Annotated in this window: 14 protein-coding genes; 10 read left to right on the plus strand and 4 right to left on the minus strand. The window is 43.4% G+C overall.

Annotation, left to right across the window (positions count from 1 at the left end):
• Positions 1-251 precede the first annotated feature (251 nt).
• From rsmF to AB6E08_RS00245, 4 genes are all read right to left on the minus strand, one after another.
• Positions 252-1,673 carry a 16S rRNA (cytosine(1407)-C(5))-methyltransferase RsmF gene (gene rsmF / locus AB6E08_RS00230; RefSeq protein WP_372064994.1) on the minus strand — a complete coding sequence of 474 codons (1,422 nt, stop codon included), beginning with the start codon at positions 1,671-1,673 and terminating at the stop codon, positions 252-254.
• A gap of 170 nt (positions 1,674-1,843) precedes the next feature.
• On the minus strand, positions 1,844-4,501 hold the full coding sequence (locus AB6E08_RS00235) for an MlaD family protein (protein WP_372064991.1): 2,658 nt from the start codon (positions 4,499-4,501) through the stop codon (positions 1,844-1,846).
• A complete protein-coding gene (locus tag AB6E08_RS00240; RefSeq protein WP_371707838.1) occupies positions 4,488-5,789 on the minus strand; it encodes a PqiA/YebS family transporter subunit in 1,302 nt (433 codons plus the stop codon). Before AB6E08_RS00240 ends, AB6E08_RS00235 begins: the two co-directional genes overlap by 14 nt.
• A gap of 78 nt (positions 5,790-5,867) precedes the next feature.
• Complete coding sequence (locus tag AB6E08_RS00245) at positions 5,868-7,664, minus strand: ABC transporter ATP-binding protein (RefSeq protein WP_371995643.1); 1,797 nt, start codon at positions 7,662-7,664, stop codon at positions 5,868-5,870.
• Positions 7,665-7,753: 89 nt separating this feature from the next.
• Between AB6E08_RS00245 and AB6E08_RS00250 the strand changes: the two genes are divergently transcribed.
• From AB6E08_RS00250 to rlmKL, 10 genes are all read left to right on the plus strand, one after another.
• A complete protein-coding gene (locus AB6E08_RS00250; RefSeq protein ID WP_009846653.1) occupies positions 7,754-8,245 on the plus strand; it encodes a GAF domain-containing protein in 492 nt (163 codons plus the stop codon).
• 97 nt (positions 8,246-8,342) lie between these two features.
• The gene (gene proQ, locus AB6E08_RS00255) at positions 8,343-8,966 is read left to right on the plus strand and encodes an RNA chaperone ProQ (RefSeq protein ID WP_009846654.1); all 624 of its coding nucleotides are present in this window, start codon (positions 8,343-8,345) and stop codon (positions 8,964-8,966) included.
• Between the two features lie 17 nt (positions 8,967-8,983).
• Positions 8,984-10,978 (plus strand): carboxy terminal-processing peptidase, encoded by a 1,995-nt coding sequence (prc, locus tag AB6E08_RS00260; protein WP_372064987.1) that lies wholly within the window; start codon positions 8,984-8,986, stop codon positions 10,976-10,978.
• Between the two features lie 276 nt (positions 10,979-11,254).
• Positions 11,255-11,938, plus strand: a complete 684-nt coding sequence (locus AB6E08_RS00265) for a hypothetical protein (protein ID WP_009846656.1) — start codon at positions 11,255-11,257, stop codon at positions 11,936-11,938.
• Between the two features lie 218 nt (positions 11,939-12,156).
• Entirely contained in the window at positions 12,157-14,763 is a 2,607-nt protein-coding gene (gene pepN / locus AB6E08_RS00270; protein WP_372064984.1) for an aminopeptidase N, read from the plus strand.
• 221 nt (positions 14,764-14,984) lie between these two features.
• A complete protein-coding gene (locus AB6E08_RS00275) occupies positions 14,985-15,203 on the plus strand; it encodes a DUF2835 domain-containing protein (RefSeq protein WP_004733645.1) in 219 nt (72 codons plus the stop codon).
• Positions 15,204-15,431: 228 nt separating this feature from the next.
• Complete coding sequence (locus tag AB6E08_RS00280) at positions 15,432-20,273, plus strand: NAD-glutamate dehydrogenase (protein ID WP_372064981.1); 4,842 nt, start codon at positions 15,432-15,434, stop codon at positions 20,271-20,273.
• A 346-nt stretch (positions 20,274-20,619) separates the two neighbouring features.
• Positions 20,620-21,630, plus strand: a complete 1,011-nt coding sequence (gene pyrD / locus AB6E08_RS00285; RefSeq protein WP_009846660.1) for a quinone-dependent dihydroorotate dehydrogenase — start codon at positions 20,620-20,622, stop codon at positions 21,628-21,630.
• 258 nt (positions 21,631-21,888) lie between these two features.
• On the plus strand, positions 21,889-22,443 hold the full coding sequence (locus AB6E08_RS00290) for a cell division protein ZapC (RefSeq protein WP_017099303.1): 555 nt from the start codon (positions 21,889-21,891) through the stop codon (positions 22,441-22,443).
• Positions 22,444-22,952: 509 nt separating this feature from the next.
• Entirely contained in the window at positions 22,953-25,073 is a 2,121-nt protein-coding gene (gene rlmKL, locus AB6E08_RS00295; RefSeq protein WP_086049469.1) for a bifunctional 23S rRNA (guanine(2069)-N(7))-methyltransferase RlmK/23S rRNA (guanine(2445)-N(2))-methyltransferase RlmL, read from the plus strand.
• Positions 25,074-25,096 lie beyond the last annotated feature (23 nt).

The raw sequence follows: 25,096 nt of genomic DNA on the forward strand, positions 1-25,096 counted from the left end.
CTTTTGACTATTAGATTGAAGTCTAGTTTAGATTCCCTAAAGTGCGATTTTTCTTATTTGAAATAGTGACTTGAATTGATGTTTGTATAATTAGTCGTTGATTTACAAGCGCTCGCACACAGAGTTACATGACCGGTAGAATAGAGAAAGCCCAAACAATTAACATTGTTTGGGCTTTTTGTTTGTGCGATTCTTTAAGCCGTTAAGCCGTTAAGCCGTTAAGCCGTTAAGCCGTTAAGCACGAAAGCTATTTAGAATAGGTTCTTATCGCGCACGAGTTCGCGTGGTAAACCGTTCTTCACTCGGTTGCCAACCCACTTACCAAGGCCGATGATCGCACCATTGTACTTCACTAGTACTTCACCTTTGCCTGACAAGTCTTCAGGGCGAACATCGCGTCCCATGAACCATTCACGAGCATCTTCAATGCTAAGGTCTACAATGTTGGCTTCATTGCCTGTTGCGAGCGTTGTCGCGACTTGGTGCTGCCAGCGGTAACCTTTCTTATGTGTTTCAGCGATCTTGATGCCCATGCGAGAGAAACGGAACTCACCGATCATAGGTTCTAGCGCTTCCGGGAATAGCCAAACGTCTTTGTCACGAATCCAAACTTGAGTATCACTTGGTAGTTCGATATCGAGTGCGCCCAGCAGTTGTTCAGCGACTTCTTGTTGAGCTTTCTTTGACGCTTTTTCAAATGGAAATTTGCCCAGACGTTTTTTCACTTCTGGTGGTGTTACAGACGCTAGTTTACGGATGCGCGCAACGAAGAAGCCTTCTGAATCATACACTTGTGGGAAAATGTGTAGAAAGCCTTCTTCTGTCGTGGTTGCTTTAGCATTGTCGAATAAGTTTTCCAAAGACTCGAACTCAACCGCATCACCAAAGGTCTCTTTTAGGTGATGACACACTTGTTGGTTCTCTTCCGTGCTTAACGTACAGGTTGAGTAAACCAGCACGCCGTTAGGTTTGAGAGCATGAAAAGCACTTTCGATCAGATCTTTTTGAGTGTCAGCAATATCGACTACAGATTGATACGTCCAGTTCTTCATCGCATCAGCGTCTTTGCGAATCGTACCTTCACCAGAGCAGGGCGCGTCTAGCAGAACAGCATCAAACTGTTCTGGTAACCACCCACCGAAAACTCGACCATCAAAGTTACTGAGTGCGGCATTACGAACGCCACAACGTTCGATGTTGGCATGAAGAACTTTCACGCGGCTTGCTGCGTACTCATTGGCAACCAATACGCCGCGATTATTCATTAGCGCTGCGATTTGCGTTGTTTTAGAACCGGGTGCAGCCGCAGTGTCTAATACGGCTTGGTAGTCAGCCTCACCTTGGAAAAGTGCTGACGGTGGCATCATAGAACTGGCTTCTTGGATATAGAAAAGGCCAGACATGTGTTCTGCCGTATTACCTAGTGGCGCTTCACTTTCATCCGCTGTAATCCAAAACCCCGTTTCGCACCAAGGTACAGGTTCCAGTTCCCAGCCTTTCTCTTTTGCTCGCAGTAAGAAGTCCTCAACACTGATTTTCAATGTGTTGACTCGAATACTTTTACGAAGTGGTTTTTGGCATGAAGCGACAAAAGAAGCCATATCTAGATGACTAGGCATGATTGATTCGATGTGCGTTAGGAATTCTTCAGGAATATATACGTTAGCGTGCAAAAGAGTGTCTCGATTTATTGCATTAATGCGGGGGAGTTTAAAGCAAAATGAGGCCGTCCTAAACCATATTTATAGTAAACAACAAAAATGCAGCCTAATGGCTGCATTTTGATGATGAATTATTCTTCGTCAAGCGGTATTAATTTGCATGGAGCTTCTGAGGATTCACTCTATGGGCGTGGAATTGCGGTTCTCCATGATTTCCACTCATCTTCGGCTTTAGGATAGAGATAGAAAGACTGATCTTCGTTTGCCACTGGCTGAAGCTCATTGGTCGGTGGCGTTGAGAATGTAATACCACCTCTTAACAAGCTGTCTACCGTTCCAGCTTTGATGTTTGCACCAGAGAGACCGATAGAGACATCGACACCAGATACGTTCCAAAACACGGTGTTTGCGCGGATCAGATACGCGTAGTCAGGTTCGATTTGAATCGTAGAGATGATTCGATCAGCAAACTTGCCTAGTTGAACATCGATAACACTACCGATTTCTAGTTCTCGAAATAGGATCGGTGTGCCTTCTGATACCGAGCCTCGCGTTTCGCTTTGTAGCTGGAATATCTTGCCTTCAGGCTGCACTGGCCCCTTGCTCAGCTTAAATTTCGTATTTATGTCACCATTGCCCGGGTCTACGTTGATGTGCTTAGAGAGCAGTGCAGAGACGTTCTTGATGCCATTAAGGCCGATTTCAGGTTCTGCTAACCAGAAGTGACTCTTCGCAACGGCAATCTTGTCTACGTACTCAGGTAAAATACGCGCAGTAATTTCAATACCGCCTTTATTGAAGTTAGGAATCACCAAGGTAACCTCACCGACGGTGACGCCTTGATATTTGATCGCCATGCCTTTGCTGACTTCTTGATCGCCTGAAGAGGTAATCGTAATCGCACGACCAAATTTTCGCGCGGATTTCGAATCTTTATAAAGTTTCCACACATCACCGAGTTTGTTGTCTATTCCCGGAAGAGAGTCAAAAGCAATACCGCCTTGAATAAGCGTTTTAACGGGTGCTGCTTTAATACTGATACCCGATAGCGACGCATCGATCTCAACGCCTGAGCGGTTCCAGAAAACAGTATGTTCATTGAGTAAGTGTGTGTAACGATTTTCGATCGTGACTTTGATTCTCACGCCACCATCGACAAGCTGAAAATCAGAAATGCTACCCACTTGTAGGTTGCGGTAGAGTAGTGGGCTTCCTTTAGAAATTGAAGGTAGCTCGCTCGCAAACAACGAAAGCGTCTTTGAGCCAGACTGATTAAACTTGGCGATTTCTGCTAACGATTTGCTTTGGAAAAGCTGATAGTCAGTTCGTGCTTTCGACTGACCTTCGCTAACAAAGCTAATTGAGCCAGTAAGAAGTTGTTTTGCTGGTGGGACCGTAACACTCAAGCCTGATTCGGTTAGCTCTGCAGTCGCACTGCCTGTCACAAAGAAACGGTTATGGCTTTTGATTAGGTGAGCATATTCGTTATCGACAAGCGCATCCATAAACACTTCGTGCTTATCAGAGCCAGTTCCCACACCATCGACTAAACCCACTTGGATGATAGAGCCAACAGCAATGCCTTTGTAGAGTAACTGTGTACCGACATCCAACCCGAATGAATTGTTTGACGTTAAGCGAATCGCAACGGATTTTTCTTGTTCCTGACTGAACTCATTTTTGCGAATCGCAGTAAATCGACGCGCTTTTTCACCCTCACCTGGAACCAAGGTTAGAAAATTCCCCGTGACTAAGTTGGCAATATTTTTCATTCCAGTAAGTGATAGTTCAGCTTCCTCTAAAACGAATTGACTGCCGCTATTTAAAAAGTCACTGAATGCCGGTTGGATTGCAGCCGATGCAACGACGTTTTCACGCCCTTCGCTTAAAGATAGGTCAGTGATTTGACCGATTTCGATGCCTCGATACATGATCGGAGCGCCCGTTGCACTGATCTTGTTGTCGTCGGGTACGGCTATCTTGATCGAGATACCACGACCGGCTGTTTTCAAATCTGGGTAAAGTTTGAATTTGGTGTTCATCTCTACGGGTTGACCCTCTCCCGGAGAGTCGACCGCAATTGAACCGCCAAGCAGAGCACTGAGGCTTTCTAAGCGTACGTCGACACCAGAAAATCCGATACTGGCACCTAAGCCACTGACATTCCAAAAACGGCTTTGGTCGGTAATGATATGGCTGTATTCATCTTTAATCGCCGCTTGAATCGTCACTGATTTTGCGTTGTCGTTTAGCTGGTAGTTGTAAACCTCACCAATTGGAATTTTACGATAAACGATTTGAGAGCCAACAGACACCCCTCCCAGGTCCTTGGTCGTCAATGAAATATTCAGGCCTTCCGAAGCCAATAAGTCAGAAGGGGATGATTCTAAAGCTTGGAAAACAGTTTCTGGTTCTTGCTTGGTTTCGCTAGGATGGATAGCGATATAGTTACCTGAAACAAGCGCATCTAACCCTGAGATACCAGATAAACTTGCTGTTGGTTTTACGAGCCAGAAACGCGTGCCTTTTGAGAGTAGCTTTTTCGCTTCTGGGTAGATGTCAGCATCGACATAGATGCTCGATAAATCTTTGGACAAGGTAATGTCGCGCACCATACCTACCTCTAAGCCTTGGTAGCGAATTGTCGTTCGACCTGCGACTAAACCTGCGGCATCTGAGAAATATATCTGCACACGTTGTCCTGCATCGTGTATCGATTTCATGACCAACCAACCCGCTAATGCGACGGTTAGTATCGGCAGGATCCACAAAGGGGAAATACCTTTGTTTTTCCTGACTTCTGGTGAATATGACGTTTGTGATTGGTTATCGTTGTTCATTCACTGACTCATCTTTAGAGGTGTAGTTATCCCAAATTAGCCTAGGATCTAAGCTTTCCGCCGCCAGCATCGTGAGAACAACCACGACGCCAAAAGCGACTGCACCATAACCTGGTGTAAAGTTTAAAATTTGTCCACGGTCGACCAAGGTCACCATGATCGAAATAACGAACAGATCCATTACCGACCACTTTCCCACCCATTTCACAATGAAATAGATGGTCATACGTTGTCTATGGTAAACCGCACGCTTCATTTTTATACAAATTAAGATATACGTTAGACCAAGTATTTTCGCGACAGGCACGACGATACTGGCAATAAAAATGATTGCTGCGATGCCATACATGTCGCTATTAATTAGCGAAGCGACACCGGAGATGATGGTGTCTTCTAGTCTTTGCCCGTTTGTTATCACGATAGAAATTGGAATGACGTTGGCCGGCACGATAGCCACTGAGGCGGCAAAAAGTAGAGCCCATGTCTTTTGTACAGAGTAGGGTTTGCGATGATATAAGTCATGGTGACAACGCACGCAAGTGTGTCCGTCAGGCTGAGACAGGTGACAGTTATGACAGTGTACGTTCTTACTTTTATCAAAAGAGTAGTCAGACTCTTTAGCCCAAGCTTCCCAGTAGCGACGCACACTGATCCGACTTACCAGTAACACACTGAAAAGCTGCAGTAGAATCAGACCAACTAAACCAGGGCCGACGAAAATATCTGAGTAATCTTGTAATTTGAAGCACGAGATTGCCACGCTCACCAGAAATACATCCAACATCATCCAGTGCTTAAGTGTCTGAATGATAGCTAATGCATAACGAAATGGTGTGAAAATCTTAAAGCGCAAGGATAAATGGGTGATGAGTACCGAGGTACAAACAAGTAACGGGGCGATCGAACTGCAGAATAAGATCAACAAGCCAAGTAGAGGGAAGCCTTCACCCATTAAAGTAAATACGCCAGATGGTAATGTCGCAGGTATCATGACACCAATCAGGCGAATACTGATGAATTCAAAAAAGTGTGAGGGGATAAACAGCAATAAGCAGGTAATAGCGATTGCAAGGTTTCCAGACAGGCTAGGGGTGCCGCCTCTATAAAGCTGAGTACCGCATCTTGGGCAGTAAGCGGATTTCCCCAAAGGGATGTCCATTTTATCAACGGGAAGTTCGCAGCCCTGACAAAGACGTACAGAGCTACTGTCGCACTGGTGCTGAGTCGATAGCTGCTGCTTAGTTGATAAAGGGTTGGTTACGAATGGGGAGGTCACGCGACCTCCCAAGTTGAAACACTAATCAGACTTTTAACCTGATTTAAATGCCTAGAACAACACTGATTTAAGTCTCTAAAACAATAAACATCAGGCGTGCGATTGCACACTGCCATAGAGTGTTTGATATAATCCTTGTTGTTCAACCAATTCACCATGTGTTCCTGTCTGTGTAACTTGCCCATCTTCTAAAACATAGATTAGATCGGCCTGTTTCACCGCTGATAATCGATGAGCCACTATCAAAGTTGTGCGATCTTTCAAAAACTCGCTCAGCGCTTTATGTAATGCTGACTCTGTTGCTGTATCGAGTGCTGATGTCGCTTCATCTAGAATAACAAACTTAGGATTGCTCAGCACCATTCGGGCTATAGCTAAGCGTTGTCGTTGCCCGCCAGACAATCGAACGCCATTCCTACCAATTTGTGTATCTAAGCCATTACTCAGTTGCTTGATGACATCTTGCATTTGAGAGACTTCAAGTGCACGCCACAACGACATTTCATCGTATTCAGCACCAAGGGTCAGATTATGCCTTAATGTATCGTTAAAAAGTATAGGTTGTTGTAAAACAACGGCAATTTGACTGCGTATCACATCGAAACTGATGTCGTCGGTGGTTTCACCGTTATAACGAATGCATCCAGAGTCCGCTTGATAAACACCAATCAGTAACTGGATTAACGTAGATTTACCGCCACCACTCGCACCCACCAAAGCGACTTTCTTACCTGCTGGAATGTGCAGCGATAGCCTATTTAAAACAGTGTTTTCTAATGTGTAAGAGAATGTAACGTCTTCAATGTCGACTGTCACTTCTTGATCTTCATTAAATGGGTTCACTTTACTGACAGGGCGCTTCTCTTCTTCTAACTGAAGAAGGTCGTTGATGCGCTGAAGTGCTGCTTTTGCGCTATACCAAGAGAATTGAATCCCTAGCAGCTCTTGAACCGGGCCTAACATGAACCACAAGTAACCAAATACCGCGAAAATCTGACCAATCGTTAAGTCGCTGAATAACACCATTAGCATCGCGACGGCACGGAAAAGCTCGAAACCTAATAAGAACAGCAGAAACGAAACACGGCCTGCAGCTTCTGATTGCCAAGCGTATTTGTCTGCATCGACTCTCACTTGGTTTGCTTGAACCTTAAGTTCATCGAGAAAGATACGTTCCTTATTTGCCGCACGCAGTTGGTAAATACCATCTAAGGTTTCCACTAAACGGTTTTGAAAGCGCTCGAAAGATTGGTTCTCATACTTCTTAAGGTGTTTGACTCTGCTACCTAGTTTACGGGAGAAATAAATTACAACAGGATTGACCAGTAAAATGAACAGTCCTAAACGCCACTCTAACCATAGCAACACGATAGCGGTACCGAAAACGGTTAAGAAGCTAATTATGAACTTAGATAGAGTCGAACCAATGAACTTATCTATTGTCTCTATGTCTGTTATCAGGTGAGCATTAATACCGCCACTGCCTTTGGTCTCGTATTGTCTAATACTAATGCGGCCGAGCTTATCTATCATTTTGCTGCGCATTTGATAGGTAATAGTTTTTGAGACAAGCGTGAATTGACGCCCTTGTAGAATGTTCAACGCTTGGCTAACAGTACGCATGATTATGACTAACAGCAAAGTCAGTGCAATATAGCCAGTTGGTGTCTGCAACGATGTCGGAAGTAGATGGTTCATCATCTCTAAGCCAGAAGCCGGCTTATCAAGTAATACTTCATCAACCATTAATGGCATGAGCAACGGGATAGGGACACTAATGAGAGTTGCAAGTATGGCAATAATGTTAGCAAACAGTAATTTGGACTTGTGTTTTTTTACTTGAGTTATTAACCAAGAACGGCTAATAGTGTCTTCTGAATTGGTCATTGTAATGAGAATAAGTCCTATTTAGTTTGATGGCCGCATTTTACTGCGTTCTCTTGATAATGGAAGTCTCAATTTAATTGGAAGTTAATATGAAAATAGAACATTACCAACGCTTAACCAAACAAGCCGTTGCATTAATTGAATCAGAACCCGATCTAACTGCTAATCTAGCTAATATCAGCTCATTATTATTCATGGAGTTGGATGAATTAAATTGGGCAGGCTTCTATTTAATGAAGCAGGACCAATCTAAGGAAAAAGACGAACTTGTGCTTGGCCCATTCCAAGGTCAACCAGCTTGTGTTCGAATTCCGGTAGGGCGTGGTGTGTGTGGAACTGCGGTCGCGACGAATACAGTTCAGCGCATTCATGATGTTCATGAATTCGAAGGACACATCGCTTGTGACGCTGCAAGTAACTCAGAAATCGTTATACCATTTTCGATTGACGGGAAAATTGCGGGCGTTCTTGATATCGATAGCCCAAATGTTGGTCGTTTTTCTCAAATTGACGAGGACGGATTAACATTTTTCATGGCAGAAGTGGAAAAGCTGCTTAATTCGCACGCGAACAAGGCATAAATTATTCTCTTACTGTGGTTTTTCCCAAGCATCTCTCTATAATACGTAAAAATATTTTCTTAATGCTCGCGGAAAACCGCAAAAACCAGGAACCCACATGGAAAACACTGAAAAGTTAAAAAACAGCAAAGAAGTTATCGCATATGTTGCTGAATGTTTCCCTAAATGCTTTACTCTAGAAGGTGAAGCGAAACCACTTAAAATTGGTATTTTTCAAGATCTTGCTGAACGTCTAAATGAAGACGAAAAAGTAAGTAAGACTCAGCTTCGTGCAGCGTTAAGACAGTACACATCATCATGGCGTTACCTGCACGGCGTAAAAGCTGGCGCAGAGCGTGTTGACCTAGACGGCAACGTATGTGGCACACTAGAAGAAGAGCACGTTGAGCACGCTAAAGCGACACTTGCAGAAAGCAAAGCGAAAGTTCAGGCTCGTCGTAAAGAACAAGCACAGAAAGCTCGTGACGAAGGCAAAGCGAAAGCTAAAGCGAAGAAAGCTCAACAGCCTCGTCGTCAAGCGCCTAAAGCACCGAAAGTAGAAAAGCCTGTAGAAACACGCGCTTTGAACGCCGATGAATTTATCACTGGTAAAGAAGTAAATGTGAACATGGGTACAGGAAACATGGCTGCGACCATTGTTGAAATCAATAAGGAAGATGTGCGTGTTCAGTTAGCAAACGGCCTACAAATGGTTGTTAAAGCGGAGCACTTGCGCGCTTAAAGGAGATACTCCTACGCATGAAATGCCGTTCAAAATTGACACTGATTGCTGCTAGCTTTTTGCTAGCAGCTTCAGCTCAGGCTCTTGAAGCCAAATTAAATCAGGACGATTTACCTCTACTCGCTCCTGAGGTTCAACACGAAACTGCTAGTAAACGTGTTACTTCTCGATTTACTCGTTCCCACTATAAACACTTCAATCTCAACGATGATTTCTCCCAAGCTATCTTTAATCGTTATTTAGAGATGCTGGATTATAACCGTAATATCTTCACTCAAGCTGATATTGACTCTTTCGCTACTTCATCTAAACAAATTGATGACCAACTGAAAGCCGGTAATAACCAAATTGCATTCGATGTTTATAATTTGTCCATGCAGAAGCGTTTTGAACGTTTCCAATATGCGCTGTCTTTACTAGATACTGAGATTAAGTTTGATACTGATGAAAGTATTGAGCTCAATCGTAGCGAAGCGGAATGGCCAAAAGATATCGCTGAAGTGAATGAGCTTTGGAGGAAGCGTGTTAAATACGACGCGTTGAATCTAAAACTTACAGGTAAAGAGTGGCCAGAGATTCAAGAAGTTTTGGAAAAGCGTTACAACAATGCGATGAAGCGTATTACGCAATCGCACAACGAAGATGCTTTCCAGATCTACATGAACGCATTCGCGCGAGAAGTTGACCCTCATACCAGCTACCTTTCTCCAAGAAATGCAGAGCAATTCCAGTCTGAGATGAATCTATCTCTAGAAGGCATTGGTGCTGTACTTCAAATGACAGACGACTACACCGTTATCCGATCTCTCGTTGCCGGTGGCCCTGCGTCAAACAGCAAACAATTGAGTGATGGTGACCGTATTGTTGGTGTCGGCCAAGATGGCGAAGATATTGTTGATGTTATCGGCTGGCGTTTAGACGATGTAGTGCAATTAATTAAAGGACCGAAAGGGACTAAAGTTAAGCTACAGATCTTGCCAGATGGTAAAGATGCAAAAAGTCACGTTGTCACAATTGTGCGCGATAAGATTCGCTTAGAAGACCGCGCTGTTAAATCAGAAGTTATCGAGAAAGATGGCAAGAAGATTGGTGTACTAGAAGTACCAAGCTTCTATGTTGGCCTTTCTAAAGATACTGATAAACTTATCACCGAACTTAAAGAGCAAGGTGTCGAAGGTATCATTGTTGATCTGCGAAACAACGGTGGTGGTGCACTCACGGAAGCAACCGAACTCTCTGGTTTGTTTATCAAAGAGGGGCCCGTTGTTCAAGTTCGTGATAGCTACGGTCGTGTAAAAGTGAACAGTGATACTGATGGCGAAATTAGTTACCAAGGTCCATTAACGGTATTGGTGAATCGCTACAGTGCTTCAGCATCTGAAATCTTTGCAGCAGCGATGCAAGATTATGGTCGTGCAATTATCCTTGGTGAAAACTCTTTCGGTAAAGGTACGGTACAACAGCATCGTTCTTTGAATCATATTTATGATTTGTTCGATAAAGAGTTAGGCTACGTTCAATACACTATCCAGAAATTCTACCGAATCAATGGCGGAAGTACGCAAAACAAAGGTGTAGTGCCTGATATTGCTTACCCAACGGCAATTGATCCAGCAGATACTGGTGAAAGTGTTGAAGATAATGCTCTGCCTTGGGATAGCATAGATAAAGCTAACTATTCAGTGTTACAGCGTAACGATGGGCAAGTTGCTGCTTTAACCGCTCAACACCAAGCTCGTATTGCGACAGACATGGAGTTTGGCTTTATCGCGCAAGATATTGAAAAATATAAGGCTGATAAAGATGATAACGACCTTTCTTTGAACGAAAAAGTACGTCAACAAGAGAGTGATGATGGGGATGAGCTTCGTCTAGAGCGTATCAATCAACGTCAAAAAGCCGCTAAGCTAGAGGCATTTAAAACGTTGGATGATATCCCTAAAGACTACGAAGCCCCGGATGCTTATCTTGATGAATCTGTTGCTATCATGCTGGATATGATCAAGAAATAGAGCAAATACCTGTTAAAAGGTGATTGTTTAAAGATGCACAATTTAAAAAGCGAGCCTAGGCTCGCTTTTTTTGTGTCTATGTATTTGACAGGAATACCTGATTGTAACCGTTGAGACTGTCGCAAAGAACACTCAATGTTCAGGGTTATTTAGCTCTGTTTTGTGTCGAATAATGACATTTAAGTTACTTTGCACTTAAAATTTAGTGACTTGGATCAAATTTTTTCGCTTTCTATTCATTACGTGCCTAAGCTTAAAGAAAACGAGGGGGCGCGTATGAAATGGATTCTACTATTTTTATCTTGTTTAAGTTTTGTTGCTTTTGGGAGTGAGGTCGCTTCAAGCGATCAGCAATCAAAAAGTGACAGCAATCTATCTCATTTTGACCTTCCTTTACTGCTTGGTGATTGGTATTTGATGAACCCAGATCCTGAACAAGGTACTGAAAATTTTAGAGCGATAAAGCTAACCCTTGATTCAAATTATTCATTCTCCATTGATATTCAAAAGAAAGACTACAGTGTCGACCATTGGGAAGGCTTGTATAATGCCAATGAAGATACCATTATTTTGGGTTTAAACACCTCTGAACCTCAAGTTTACGCCTATAGCAGTAACCATAATATGTTGAACCTCAACGGTGTCATGTTTACCAAAGCCTTACCGAATGCACTGGCAGGTATTTGGTCGAGTGCTGAGCTTTCAGGTAGCGACCTACGCGCGAGTAACATTCAAAAAATGGATTTAGTGCTTCAACCTGACTTTGTATTTATGTTCAGAGTGTCCGATGAAGTGGGGAGTGAAGTTGTTCGTCGTGGGGTGTATTACACAGAAGGCGATCAATTGGTGCTTCTGTATGAAAATGGCGAGCACGGCACTCGTTACACATTAAACAGCGACGTCTTGACGCTTCAAGGTGAAGAAGGCGACATGTTTGCAGTACTCAATCGTATTCGATAATGATGAGTTGGATGCGCAAAGTCAGGTTTGTTGATAATATGGCTCACAGTTCATTTATTAGCCGTTCCTTTCTTATTTGGTTGATAAAATAGCAAAACATGGAGGCGTTTTACTACAATGCCTCCTTTTTTCAATATTCCCCTTGTGTTCTTGGCCCTCAACCTTTAGATATATACAGTTAAAATACAATTACGTATAACGATCAAAAGGAACCCGTCATGGCACATACACCTCAAGCCAAGTATCGTAAAGATTATCAATCACCATCTCACACTATTTCTCAAATCGATCTTACTTTCGATTTGTACGATTCAGCGTCCATCATTACGGCGGTGTCTAGTGTTAAGCAAGAGAAAGATAGTTCGACCTTAGTACTTGATGGTGAAGGTTTGACGTTGGTTTCTGTTTTAGTAGAGGGTCAAGAGTGGACGCAATTCGAGCAATCTGAAACTCAACTGACACTGAGCGGACTACCGAAAGATTTCACACTCACGATCGTGACGGAAGTAAACCCTGAAGGGAATAGTGCACTTGAAGGTTTGTATAAGTCGGGTGGCGCATTCTGTACTCAGTGTGAAGCTGAAGGTTTCCGCCGCATTACTTACTATATGGATCGCCCAGACGTGTTGGCGAAATTCACGACAACAGTCATCGCAGACAAATCTGAAAACCCATTCTTACTAAGTAATGGTAACCGTGTAGATGAAGGTGAAACTGAAAACGGTCGTCACTGGGTGAAATGGCAAGACCCACATCCAAAACCAGCGTACTTGTTTGCACTTGTTGCGGGTGACTTCGATGTACTTCGTGACGCTTACACCACACAATCAGGTCGTAATGTTGACCTAGAAATATTTGTCGACAAAGGCAATTTGGACCGTGCGAACCACGCGATGGTTTCTTTGATTAACTCAATGAAGTGGGACGAAGAGCGTTTCAATCTTGAGTATGACTTAGACATCTACATGATCGTAGCTGTTGATTTCTTCAACATGGGCGCGATGGAAAACAAAGGTCTGAACGTATTTAACTCTAAGTTTGTTTTAGCGAACGACCAAACAGCAACCGACACCGACTACCTAGGCATCGAAGCGGTAATCGGTCATGAATATTTCCATAACTGGACCGGTAACCGAGTGACATGTCGCGATTGGTTCCAACTAAGCTTGAAAGAAGGCTTAACCGTATTCCGTGACCAAGAGTTCTCATCTGATCTTGGTTCTCGCGCAGTAAACCGAATCAACAATGTTCGTATTATTCGCGGGCCACAATTCGCTGAAGATGCAAGTCCAATGTCTCACCCAATTCGCCCTGAAAAAGTGATAGAAATGAACAACTTCTACACATTGACTGTATACGAAAAGGGCAGTGAAGTGATCCGAATGATCCACACATTGTTGGGTGAGGAAGGTTTCCAAAAAGGCATGAAGCTTTACTTTGAACGTCACGATGGTACCGCTGCAACTTGCGAAGATTTCGTTGCTGCAATGGAAGATGCGTCGGGCGTTGACCTGTCTCAGTTCCGTTTATGGTACAGCCAATCTGGTACGCCGACGCTTTCTGTTGAAAGTCACTACGACGCAGACAAAAAAGAGTACACGTTAACAACTCGCCAAGTAACGGCTCCAACTCATGAGCAAACGGAAAAGCAAGCTCTGCATATTCCTCTAGACATCGAGTTATACACCGCGTCGGGTGAAGTGATTGGGTTACAATGTAACGGTCAGCCAGTTCACAATGTACTTGATGTGAAAGAAGCGGAACAAACGTTTGTGTTTGAAAACGTTTCAGAGCAACCGATCCCATCGCTACTTCGTGAATTCTCTGCGCCAGTGAAATTGGAATACGATTACTCAGATGAAGAGCTGATCTTCCTGATGGTGAATGCTCGCAATGAGTTCTCTCGTTGGGATGCGGGACAAATGCTGCTAGCGAAATACATCCGTAGCAACGTAGATAACGTTCAACAAGGTCAAAAGTTTGAACTTTCTGCTTCTGTTGTTGATGCATTCCGCGGGGTACTGCTTAGTGATTCACTAGAACCTGCGTTTATTGCAGAAATGCTTTCTCTACCGAGCCATAACGAAGTGTCGGGTTGGTATGAGCGCGTTGATATTGATGCGGTCGCATCTGTTCTTAACTCAATGAAAGTAACACTAGCTGCAGAACTTGAAGACGAGTTAGCGGCGGTTTATCACAGCCATGCACTAACAGAATACACGATCGATCACGATTCGATTGGTAAGCGTACTCTACGTAAAGTTTGTCTAAGTTACTTAGCGCATACTGAAAAGGGTAATGACTTGGTTGTTGCTATGTACCAACAAGCAAACAACATGACAGATACAATGGCTGCAATGGGCGCGGCGAACAGTGCGCAACTACCATGTCGTGAAACCTTGATGGCGGATTACAGCGACAAGTGGAAACACGATGGTCTTGTCATGGATAAGTGGTTTGCATTGCAAGGTTCAAACCCAAGTTCTAATGCACTTGAAGTGATTAAAGCGTCGATGTCGCACCAAGCGTTCAGCTTGAAGAACCCGAACCGTACTCGTAACTTGGTAGGTTCGTTCTTAAACATGAACCCGGTTCAATTCCACGCCAAGTCAGGACAAGGTTATGCGTTTGCGGGCGAGATCCTACGTGAACTGAACAGCAGCAACCCGCAAGTGGCTTCACGTTTGATTGACCCGCTACTTAAGTTCCGTAAGTACGATGATGAACGCCAAGCTCTAATCAAAAAAGAACTTGAGACGATGAAGAACATGGACAACCTTGCAAAAGACTTATTCGAGAAAGTGGCAAAAGCACTAGAGGCTTAAGTCAGCCGCTTATTCAGGTAACTGATTTATCATAAGAGGTTTTACTAATAAACAGTTTACTAGTAACGAAAAGTCATCAGTGGTAGAGAATATCTGCCACTGATTTTTTGTTTCTGGTTTATCGAATTTTCGATAAGCTAGAGCAGTTTCAAGCTCAGTTTCACTTTCAGACATCGTTAAGTGCCAAAAACACCGGCACTGTATATTTATACAGGTATCGTATGAATCGCTATATTTTCCAACTTAACATCTCATATCAGCAGTTTTTGGCTAGCTACTCGGGTGCCGCAAGTAAAGTTCAAGTGATAACAACAACAGGGCTACGCTTACAGCTACCTGCAACTCGCTTCAGACCATTTCTTACACAAATAGGGGTTAGAGGACAGTTTAGGTTAACAACTGACCAAAAAAATAAGTTTATTAAGTTGGAAGCTCTGTAAAGCTTGGCGTGCCTAGTGAGTTAAAGGGAATCTTAATCACATAATCAAACATTTCACCTCTTACCACCTCTAAAACAATTAACTATTTATCAATAATGCTTTTACAATAAATGAATGCATTACCTTTGCTTAACTCGTTAGTAGAACTGGCCTTGAAGGCTTGATTCAAACGCTAGCTTAAGTAAGCCCCCTAATAATAAAATAAAATTCTAATTGTGGAGTGTGACTATGACCGCACGTGAAACTGTGGTTCCAGTTTTACTTGAAAAAGTTTACAAACTGATTCAAGACAAACTTGACCTTGCTCATCGACCTCTCGTAACTCAACTTGCTCAACACTTGTTTAGTAATGTTTCTCACGACGATCTAACTCAGAGAAACGAATCCGATTTATACGGTGCTGTAGTTAGCTTATGGCATCACATCAATGAAAAGAAAGCTGACCAAATCTCTGTTCGTGTTTTTAACCCGACAGTAAGTCGTCAAGGTTGGCAATCTACTCACACTATCGTAGAGATAGTCGTACCAGATAGCCCATTCCTTGTAGACTCTGTAAAAATGGCGCTGACTCGCCTAGACCTTTCTTCTCACCTTATGCTTCATAATCCAACTCAAATCTCTCGCTCTGATAAGGGCAGTGTTGTCGGCGTGAGCAATAACGAAGGTGCATTCCAATCGCTTTTCCATATCGAAGTAGACCGTCTTAGCAGCAAAGCTGAAATGACAGCGCTCAAAACGGAACTACTGGATATCTTTACCGATACTGGTTTAGTCGTGAACGATTGGCTGAAGATGGTTGAAAAACTTGAGGAAGTAACCAATCAAGTTGAAAAGCAAAAAGAAAGCATTCCTGTAGACGGTCAACGTTTTGATGAGACGTTGGCGTTTCTTCGTTGGTTAGGCGAGCACAACTTTACGTTTATGGGTTACAAGGAATATGACCTTGTTTCTGTAAATGGCGACACAGAACTACAACCGACCAAGGAGCAAGGCCTTGGTTTGTTTGCGAATTCAGATCGTGTGCGTAACGTTAAGCTGTCTGAGTTTTCTGACTCGGCACGCTTAGAAGCGAAAAAACCGTATGTATTGATCGTAACCAAGGGCAACACGGCTTCACGCATTCACCGCCCAGCTTACAATGATTACATTGGTATTAAGAAGTTCGATAAGAACGGTAAGGTCATTGGTGAACACCGCTTTACTGGTCTTTACACCTCTGCCGTTTATAACCAAACCGTTGAAACGATCCCTCTTGTTCGCGAGAAAGTAGAGCGCATCTTAGACGCGAGTGGTTACCGTGAAGGTTCATACTCTTACAAAGCACTGCACAACATTCTAGAAAACTACCCGCGAGATGAACTGCTTCAAGCTCGTGAAGAAGAATTGCTAGAAGTCGGTACTGGCGTAGTTCAAATGCAAGATCGCGATCTTCTGCGTTTGTTTGTTCGCAAAGACCCGTTTGGCCGTTTCTTTAGCTGCATGGTTTACGTTACTAAAGATCGTTACAACACCGAACTTCGTCGTCAAACCCAACGCATCTTGAAGCAGTATTTCGGTTGCGAAGAAGAGGTCGAATTCACGACATACTTCTCTGAAAGCCCACTGGCAAGAACGCACTATATTGTTCGTGTTGATAACAACAACATGGATGTGGACGTGAAAACAATTGAGCAAAATTTAATGGAAGTATCGTCTACGTGGGATGACCGCCTGTCTGAATCAATCGTTGCTAACTTCGGTGAGAGCAAAGGTCTTCCGTTATCGAAAGAGTACATGCGTGCATTCCCACGTTCGTACAAAGAAGATATGATGCCTGGTTCTGCTGTTGCAGATATCGAGCGTCTAGAAGCACTAAGTGAAGACAACAAACTGGGTATGCTTTTCTACCGTCCTCAAGAAGAAGCAGCAGACTCTAAAGCTGTTCGTTTGAAGCTGTTCTATCACAGTGATGAGCCGATTCACCTGTCTGATGTTATGCCAATGCTTGAAAACTTTGGTCTGCGCGTTATTGGTGAATCACCTTATGAAGTGCGCAAGACCAATGGGGTGACTTATTGGATCCTTGATTTCTCGATGCTGCATAAGAGTGACAAGACGATTGATCTTCGTGAAGCTCGCGATCTTTTCCAACAAGCCTTTGCGGCAATTTGGGAAGGAGAATTAGACAGCGATGGTTTTAACCGCTTGGTATTGGGTGCTGCTCTTTCTGGCCGTGAAATCTCAATCTTACGTGCGTATGCGCGTTACATGCGCCAAGTGGGTTTCCCATTTAGCCAACAATACATTGAAGACACATTGTCTCATTACCCAGATCTAGCGAAAGGGTTAGTGAGCTTATTCGGCAAGCGTTTTGATCCTAAATTAAAGGGCAGCGCGAAAGGCCAACAAGATCTTATTAAGAAGATCACTGAACAGTTGGATCATGTAGAAAGCTTGGATGATGATCGTATCATTCGTCGTTACATGGAAATGATCACAGCAACGCTTCGTACTAACTACTACCAGTTAGACGACAACAAACAGTCTAAACCTTGGTTGGCTCTGAAAATGAGACCAAGCGAGATCCCAGATATCCCAGCGCCGGTTCCTGCGTTTGAGATCTTCGTTTACGCACCAGACATTGAAGGTGTGCATCTACGTGGCGGTAAAGTCGCTCGTGGTGGTTTACGTTGGTCAGACCGTCAAGAGGATTTCCGTACTGAGATTCTAGGCCTAGTTAAAGCACAGCAAGTTAAGAACACAGTAATTGTACCGGTTGGTGCAAAAGGTGGTTTCGTTTGTAAGCGTCAGCATACTATGTCTGGCCGAGACGAGATCTTTGCTGAAGGTCAACGTTGTTACAAGCGCTTCATCCGTGCACTACTAGACGTATCAGACAACATCATTGAAGGTGAGGTTATTCCACCTAAGAGTGTTGTTCGTCACGATGAAGATGACCCGTATTTGGTTGTTGCCGCCGATAAAGGTACCGCAACGTTCTCAGATCTAGCAAACTCAGTATCTGCTGAATACAATTTCTGGTTAGGCGATGCATTTGCCTCTGGTGGCTCTAACGGTTATGACCATAAAGCCATGGGTATCACTGCGAAAGGTGGCTGGGAATCTGTTAAACGTCACTTCCGTGAAATGGGCATCAACTGCCAAACAACGGACTTCACCGCTATAGGTGTAGGTGATATGGCGGGCGATGTATTTGGTAACGGCATGCTATTGTCTAAGCATATTCGTATGCAAGCTGCGTTTAACCACATGCATATTTTCATCGACCCGAATCCAGAATCAGCATCAAGCTGGGTAGAGCGTGAGCGTTTGTTCAACCTACCTCGCTCAAGCTGGGAAGATTACAACAAAGACCTGATTTCTCAAGGTGGTGGCATCTTCTCTCGTCGATCGAAGTCTATCTCTCTGACGCCTGAAATTCAGAAAATGCTGGGTACTAAGAAAGCATCAATGGCACCGAATGACTTGATCAAAGCGATCTTGTCTATGCAGGTTGATCTTCTTTGGAATGGCGGTATCGGTACTTACGTTAAGTCTTCAAACGAGACTCATACAGATGTTGGTGACCGTGCAAATGACGTACTTCGTATCGATGGCCGTGACCTAAAAGCTAAGGTTGTTGGTGAAGGCGGTAACTTGGGTATGACTCAACTGGGTCGTATCGAATACGCGCTAACGGGTGGCCGAGTTAATACCGACTTCGTTGATAACGTTGGTGGTGTTGACTGTTCGGATAATGAAGTAAACATTAAGATCTTCTTGAATGGTTTGGTGTCTAATGGTGATCTAACCGTTAAGCAACGTAACCAAGTGCTTGAATCGATGGAAGATGAAGTGGGCGAAATCGTACTAGACGACGCATATTGCCAAGCTGAGTCTATTTCGGTTACTGAGCATCAAGGTGTTGGCTTAGTAAAAGAGCAAATCCGCTTTATTCATACAATGGAAAAAGCAGGGTACTTGGATCGTGGTTTGGAATACATCCCTGATGACGAAACACTGCTTGAGCGTGAAAAGCAGGGCCAAGGTCTAACAAGACCTGAGCTTTCTGTACTTGTCGCTTACGGAAAAATGGTGCTTAAAGAAGATCTTGTTAGTGATGATATCGCTAATGATGAATTCCATGCTCAACAGCTTATGCAGTACTTCCCAACTGCGTTACGTCGTAACTATTCTCAGCACATGGACAATCATCCACTACGTTCTGAAATTATTGCGACGGCACTGGCTAACCAAATGGTTAACGAGATGGGTTGTAACTTCGTTACTCGTCTGCAAGAAGAGACGGGCGCGAATATTGTTGATATTGCCAATGCTTACGCGGCATCACGTGAAATCTATGGTCTTGGCCATGTTCTGAAGAGCATTCGTGAACTGGACAATGTTTCAAGTTCTGAAGCTCAATATGAATTGATCTACCATGTTCGCCGTACACTTCGTCGCTTGGCTCGTTGGTTGCTAAGAAACCGTACCGGTAAACAGTCAGTGAAAGCATTGATTGAACTTTACCAAGGTGATGTTCTTACTATCACAGAGAAACTGGACGAAAACCTAGTGGCTTCTGAAGTAGAAGAGCATAACGCAATGGCACAGTTATGGATTGACCAAGGCGTAAACGCTGAGTTGGCTAATTCAGTTGCGCGTTTGTCTAGCTTGTACTCAGCACTGGATATATCCACAGTGGCTCGTGAGACGGGTAAAACAGTACAACAAGCGTCTAAGCTTTACTTCAACCTTGGCGACCGTTTGTCTCTGCACTGGTTCTTGAAGCAAATCAATGGTCAAGCTGTAGATAACAACTGGCAAGCGTTGGCACGTGCAGCATTCAGAGAAGATCTGGATTGGCAGCAACGTCAGCTAACTGGCCAAGTGCTTAACTGCGGTTGTGCTTCAGACATCGATGTGATTAAAGCGCTTGATGATTGGATGGAAAGTAACTCTGTTTCTCTACATCGTTGGGAAAGTATCCTCAATGAATTCAAAGTGGGTTCGGTTCATGAGTTTGCCAAGTTCTCAGTAGCACTGCGTGAATTGATGTTATTGAATCTAAACTGCATGTCGACAGATTAGTGATTAGATAAAACGAAAGACACAAGGGCAGGCCATAAGGTCTGCCTTTTTTGTTTCTATAAAGTGGCATCTATAGGTCTAACGATTTTTGACGGACCCACTTCTTTTGACGGACCCACTTCGTGGACACCTTGCTTGTTGTTAAAAGAGTGGGTGGCTGTAATATGGTAGAGACTAGAAATGAGTAAACTGACTGCTGAAACGATAACGTTTGCTTAATAAAGAACCTCATTCGCTAACAAACTCGATTATCTTACCCTTACAGACAGTAATAGATTGAATAGTTGAGTAAATAAGTAAATAATATCGCCCCGTTTACACGGGGCTTTTTTCTATCGGAGGCACAATGCTCTACCGTCTAGCCAGAACTGGCTTTTTCCAACTTGATGCCGAAAAGGCACATGATCTTGCAATTCAAAATTTCAAACGCTTCACAGGCACTCCTATTGATCTTTTGTATCGCCAACAATTACCTAATCGACCTGTAGAGTGCATGGGTCTTACTTTTAAAAACCCAGTTGGCCTAGCGGCTGGCCTAGATAAAAACGGCGAATGTATTGATGCATTTGGCGCAATGGGTTTTGGTTTCGTTGAAGTAGGAACGGTAACTCCTCGTCCACAAGCCGGTAATGACAAACCACGTCTGTTCCGTCTTGTTGAAGCTGAAGGTATCATCAACCGCATGGGGTTCAATAACCTAGGCGTCGACAATCTTATTGAGAACGTCAAGAAGTCGAACTACGACGGCATCTTAGGTATCAACATCGGTAAGAACAAAGACACACCAATTGAAAAGGGCGCTGAAGATTACTTGATCTGTATGGAGAAGGTATATCAATACGCTGGTTACATTGCTGTGAACATCTCTTCACCAAATACTCCAGGACTTCGTTCTCTACAATACGGCGAAGCTCTAGACGATCTATTGTCTGAACTTAAAACGAAACAATCTGAACTAGAAGAGAAGCATGGTAAATATGTTCCTCTTGCTCTTAAGATTGCTCCGGATCTAAGTGATGACGAAATTAGCCAAATTTGTGAATCATTGATCAAAAATAAGATCGATGGTGTGATCGCAACAAACACAACATTGGATCGTTCAATCGTTGAAGGCATGAAACATTGCGATGAAGCGGGTGGCCTAAGTGGACGTCCGGTTCAATCTCGCAGTACTGAAGTGGTTCGTAAACTTCACGAAGAGTTGGGTGACGCATTACCGATCATCGGGGTAGGTGGCGTTGACTCTTACGTTGCTGCGAAAGAGAAAATGATGGCAGGCGCTAAGCTTGTACAAGTTTACTCTGGTTTCATCTACAAAGGCCCAGGTCTTGTAGGCGACATCGTTAAAAATTTATAGTCCCCCGAAAACCAGATCTTTTATAAACCCAGAGCTTTTAGAAACAGAGTTATCAAAAAGATTTGGTTATTTTAGGAAAGCTATAATTTGGCATCGTCTTACTAAAAGAGACACTGTAACTCACTGAGTTGTAGACAGAAGCGATAAGAAAGAGGAATTCATTTCCTCTTTTTTTTTGCCTATTGCTCAGTAAAATTACTGTAATTGAAGGTAATTTTGCGTTTTACCTAATGGAATGGTTCAACAGTGTGAGACGAAATGATGCTTAAACCTAGCGATACATGGAGTTGGTATTACGATGAGCAGCAATGTTCATTAATGCTAAACCTCGGAGAGGATATGATTTTCAAAACGAATCTGGTCCGCAATAAGCTGGTGGACTGCGCGTTTAGAGATAATGAATTCACCGTTGATGACGCATCTTCATACCAAACCTTCAAAGAACAAATTTCTGGCTTAGAACTGTCTGAGCCTCGCCAAGCTGAACTCGCACTATATTGTGTGGCAGCAAAGCGCTTCCACAAGCCTGTACAGCCTAAAAGCTGGTTCTTCGATTCACAAGGCGCTGGCCACGAATCTCCTCAAGAAGGTGATATCGTACAAATGAATAACGAGCATAGCCTAGGTTACTTCATTGTATTAGAAGTGGGAGAGTGTGCGAGCCTATGTGCATTTGTCGACTTAGAAGAGTTTCTGCTCACACCTTCAAAAGGGTTAAGTTTTGGAGACTCGATTAAGGTGATGCACGATAGGATGGTAGACGCGAACTCTATTCTTCATTTTCACCATACACATATTGCAATGGTCGGTTAATTCCCCAGTTTAGTTCATCATTTCTAACACACATTGCAACGCATAAACCTATCAAACCTTCCTTAGAATCGGCTCAATAGCCGATTTTTTTGTGCCTAAAAAACCTCATCCAGATAAATACATCACCGCTTAACTATTTAATTAGTGAACTTGTGACTGTTTTTTCATCTTAATTTCTGCCTATTTTCATCGCCAGAAGTGTAAATTACCTCCCTTTATTCCCTGTTTTTGTGCCTTTGTAGCTAACTTTCAGTCTTAAATTTGGTCTGGTATATACCAGCTTCAAGGTGAATATAAATTCACACCACCGCGTTGGCCGATGTTTGGTCATAAATTGTGCTGATTCGATAAGTCTTATGTTCTAAGGGGATGTGGGTAAGCGATCACTTCATGACTGTGTGTTTGCTAGCCAGTTAGTCGAAAGATTCAATGAAAAGACGAGTTTAGTGTGATGCTCTAATAACAAATTCAGGTATAATCGAGCTAATTTTTATCAATAAAAGAACACTATGAATCAATATCTAGCGGTTACCTCAAACGGCCTTGAGAATTTATTAGTTGAAGAACTAACCCAACTAGGGATTACAAATGCAAAACCTGTTCAAGCAGGTGTTAAATTCAAAGCGACCAATGAGCAAATTTATCGTTGTTGTTTATGGAGTCGTTTGGCTTCTAGATTTGTACGTGTCCTTTCTGAATTCACTTGTATGGACGACATGGATTTGTACCTATCAACCACCGCGGTTAACTGGGTAAATCAATTCCATAGCTCTAAGCGTTTTGTTGTTGACTTTAACGGTACAAACAACGAAATCCGTAATAGCCAATACGGTGCGATGAAAGTAAAAGATGCCGTTGTTGATAGCTTTGAGAAAAAGTCTTTGCCTCGTCCGTCTATCAGCAAAGAAAATCCAGATATTCGTATTCACGTTCGTCTACATCGTGATAAAGCGATTCTTGGTGTTGATATGGTAGGTAGCGGTCTTCACCAACGTGGTTACCGTCCAGAATCAGGCCGCGCACCATTGCGTGAAACCCTTGCTGCAGCGATTCTTCTTCGTAGTGGCTGGGATGCGACTAAGCCTTTCCTAGACCCAATGTGTGGTTCAGGTACGTTAGTGATTGAAGCGGCAATGATGGCTGCGAACATGGCTCCAGGTGTTAAACGCCAGAAGTGGTGTTTTGAATCACTAGAAGATTTTGAACCAGAACTGTGGGCTGAAGTGAAAGCTGAAGCGAACGTTCAAGGTCGTCGTGGCGTTAAGAAAGTAGAGTGTAAGTTCTATGGCTACGACAATGACGAGCGCATGATCAAAACAGCGCGTGACAATGCTCGTCGTGCTGGTGTTGAAGAGCTGATTGAATTCGAAGTGGGCGATGCTGCAAAGCTTAAGCGTCCTACAGAGTTTGCTGATGGTGTGATTGTTTCTAACCCACCTTATGGTGAGCGTCTTGGTACTGAGCCGGGTCTTATTGCACTTTACACGGCATTCGGTGCACAACTTAAAGCGGAATTTGGCGGTTGTAACGCGTCTATCTTCTCTAGTTCTGACGAACTGCTTAGCTGCTTACGTATGCGTGCAGACAAACAGTTCAAATTGAACAATGGTGCGTTACCGTGTCACCAAAAGAACTACTCAATTTCAGACCGTCCGATGTCAGAGCGTCCCACGGGTGAACAAGAGCAACTTATTGCTCCAGACTTCGCAAACCGTCTTAAAAAGAACATCGGTAAAATTGGCAAGTGGGCTAAGAAAGAGCAACTAGATTGTTACCGTATCTACGATGCGGACTTACCAGAATACAATGTAGCGATTGACGTATACCCAGGTCACCTAGTGATTCAAGAATACGCAGCACCTAAAGATGTACCGGAAGAGAAAGCAAAACGTCGCTTAACCGATATCATCCGTGCTTCTATTCAAGTAACCGGCGTTGAAGCAAATAACGTGGTTCTTAAGGTTCGTCAGAAGCAGAAAGGCCGATCTCAATATCAAAAAATGGCTCAAGACTCCTCTAACCTAGAAGTGAACGAATACGGCGTTAAGCTGATTGTTAATCTTCATGACTACTTAGATACGGGCTTGTTCTTAGATCATAAGATCACTCGTCGTCGTATCGGCGAAATGGCTGCAGGTAAAGATTTCCTTAACTTGTTTGCTTACACAGGCAGTGCCTCTGTTCATGCTGCTGTGGGTGGCGCACGCTCTACAACAACCGTTGACATGTCTAATACCTACCTTGAGTGGGCAAAGCAGAACATGGAGCTTAACGGCCGTGTTGGTCGTCAACATCAGTTTGTTCAAGCTGACTGCTTACAGTGGTTGGTTAAAGAGCAGGGTTCTTACGACCTGATCTTCATTGATCCCCCAACGTTCTCAAACTCTAAGCGTATGGATCAATCTTTTGATGTTCAGCGTGATCACATTCAATTGATGGAAAACCTTAAGCGTCTTCTTCGTGAAGAAGGCACAATTGTGTTCTCTAACAACAAGCGTCACTTCAAAATGGATGTAGAAGGCCTAGAAGAGTTAGGTCTCAAAGCTCAGAACATCTCAGCTAAAACGCTTCCATTGGACTTCTCTCGTAACAAGCACATTCATAACTGCTGGTTGATTACACATAAGTAATTAAGAGATTGTATAAGGATATA

It is taken from the genome of Vibrio sp. 10N.247.310.24 (assembly GCF_041467175.1).
GTDB lineage: Bacteria > Pseudomonadota > Gammaproteobacteria > Enterobacterales > Vibrionaceae > Vibrio > Vibrio tasmaniensis_A.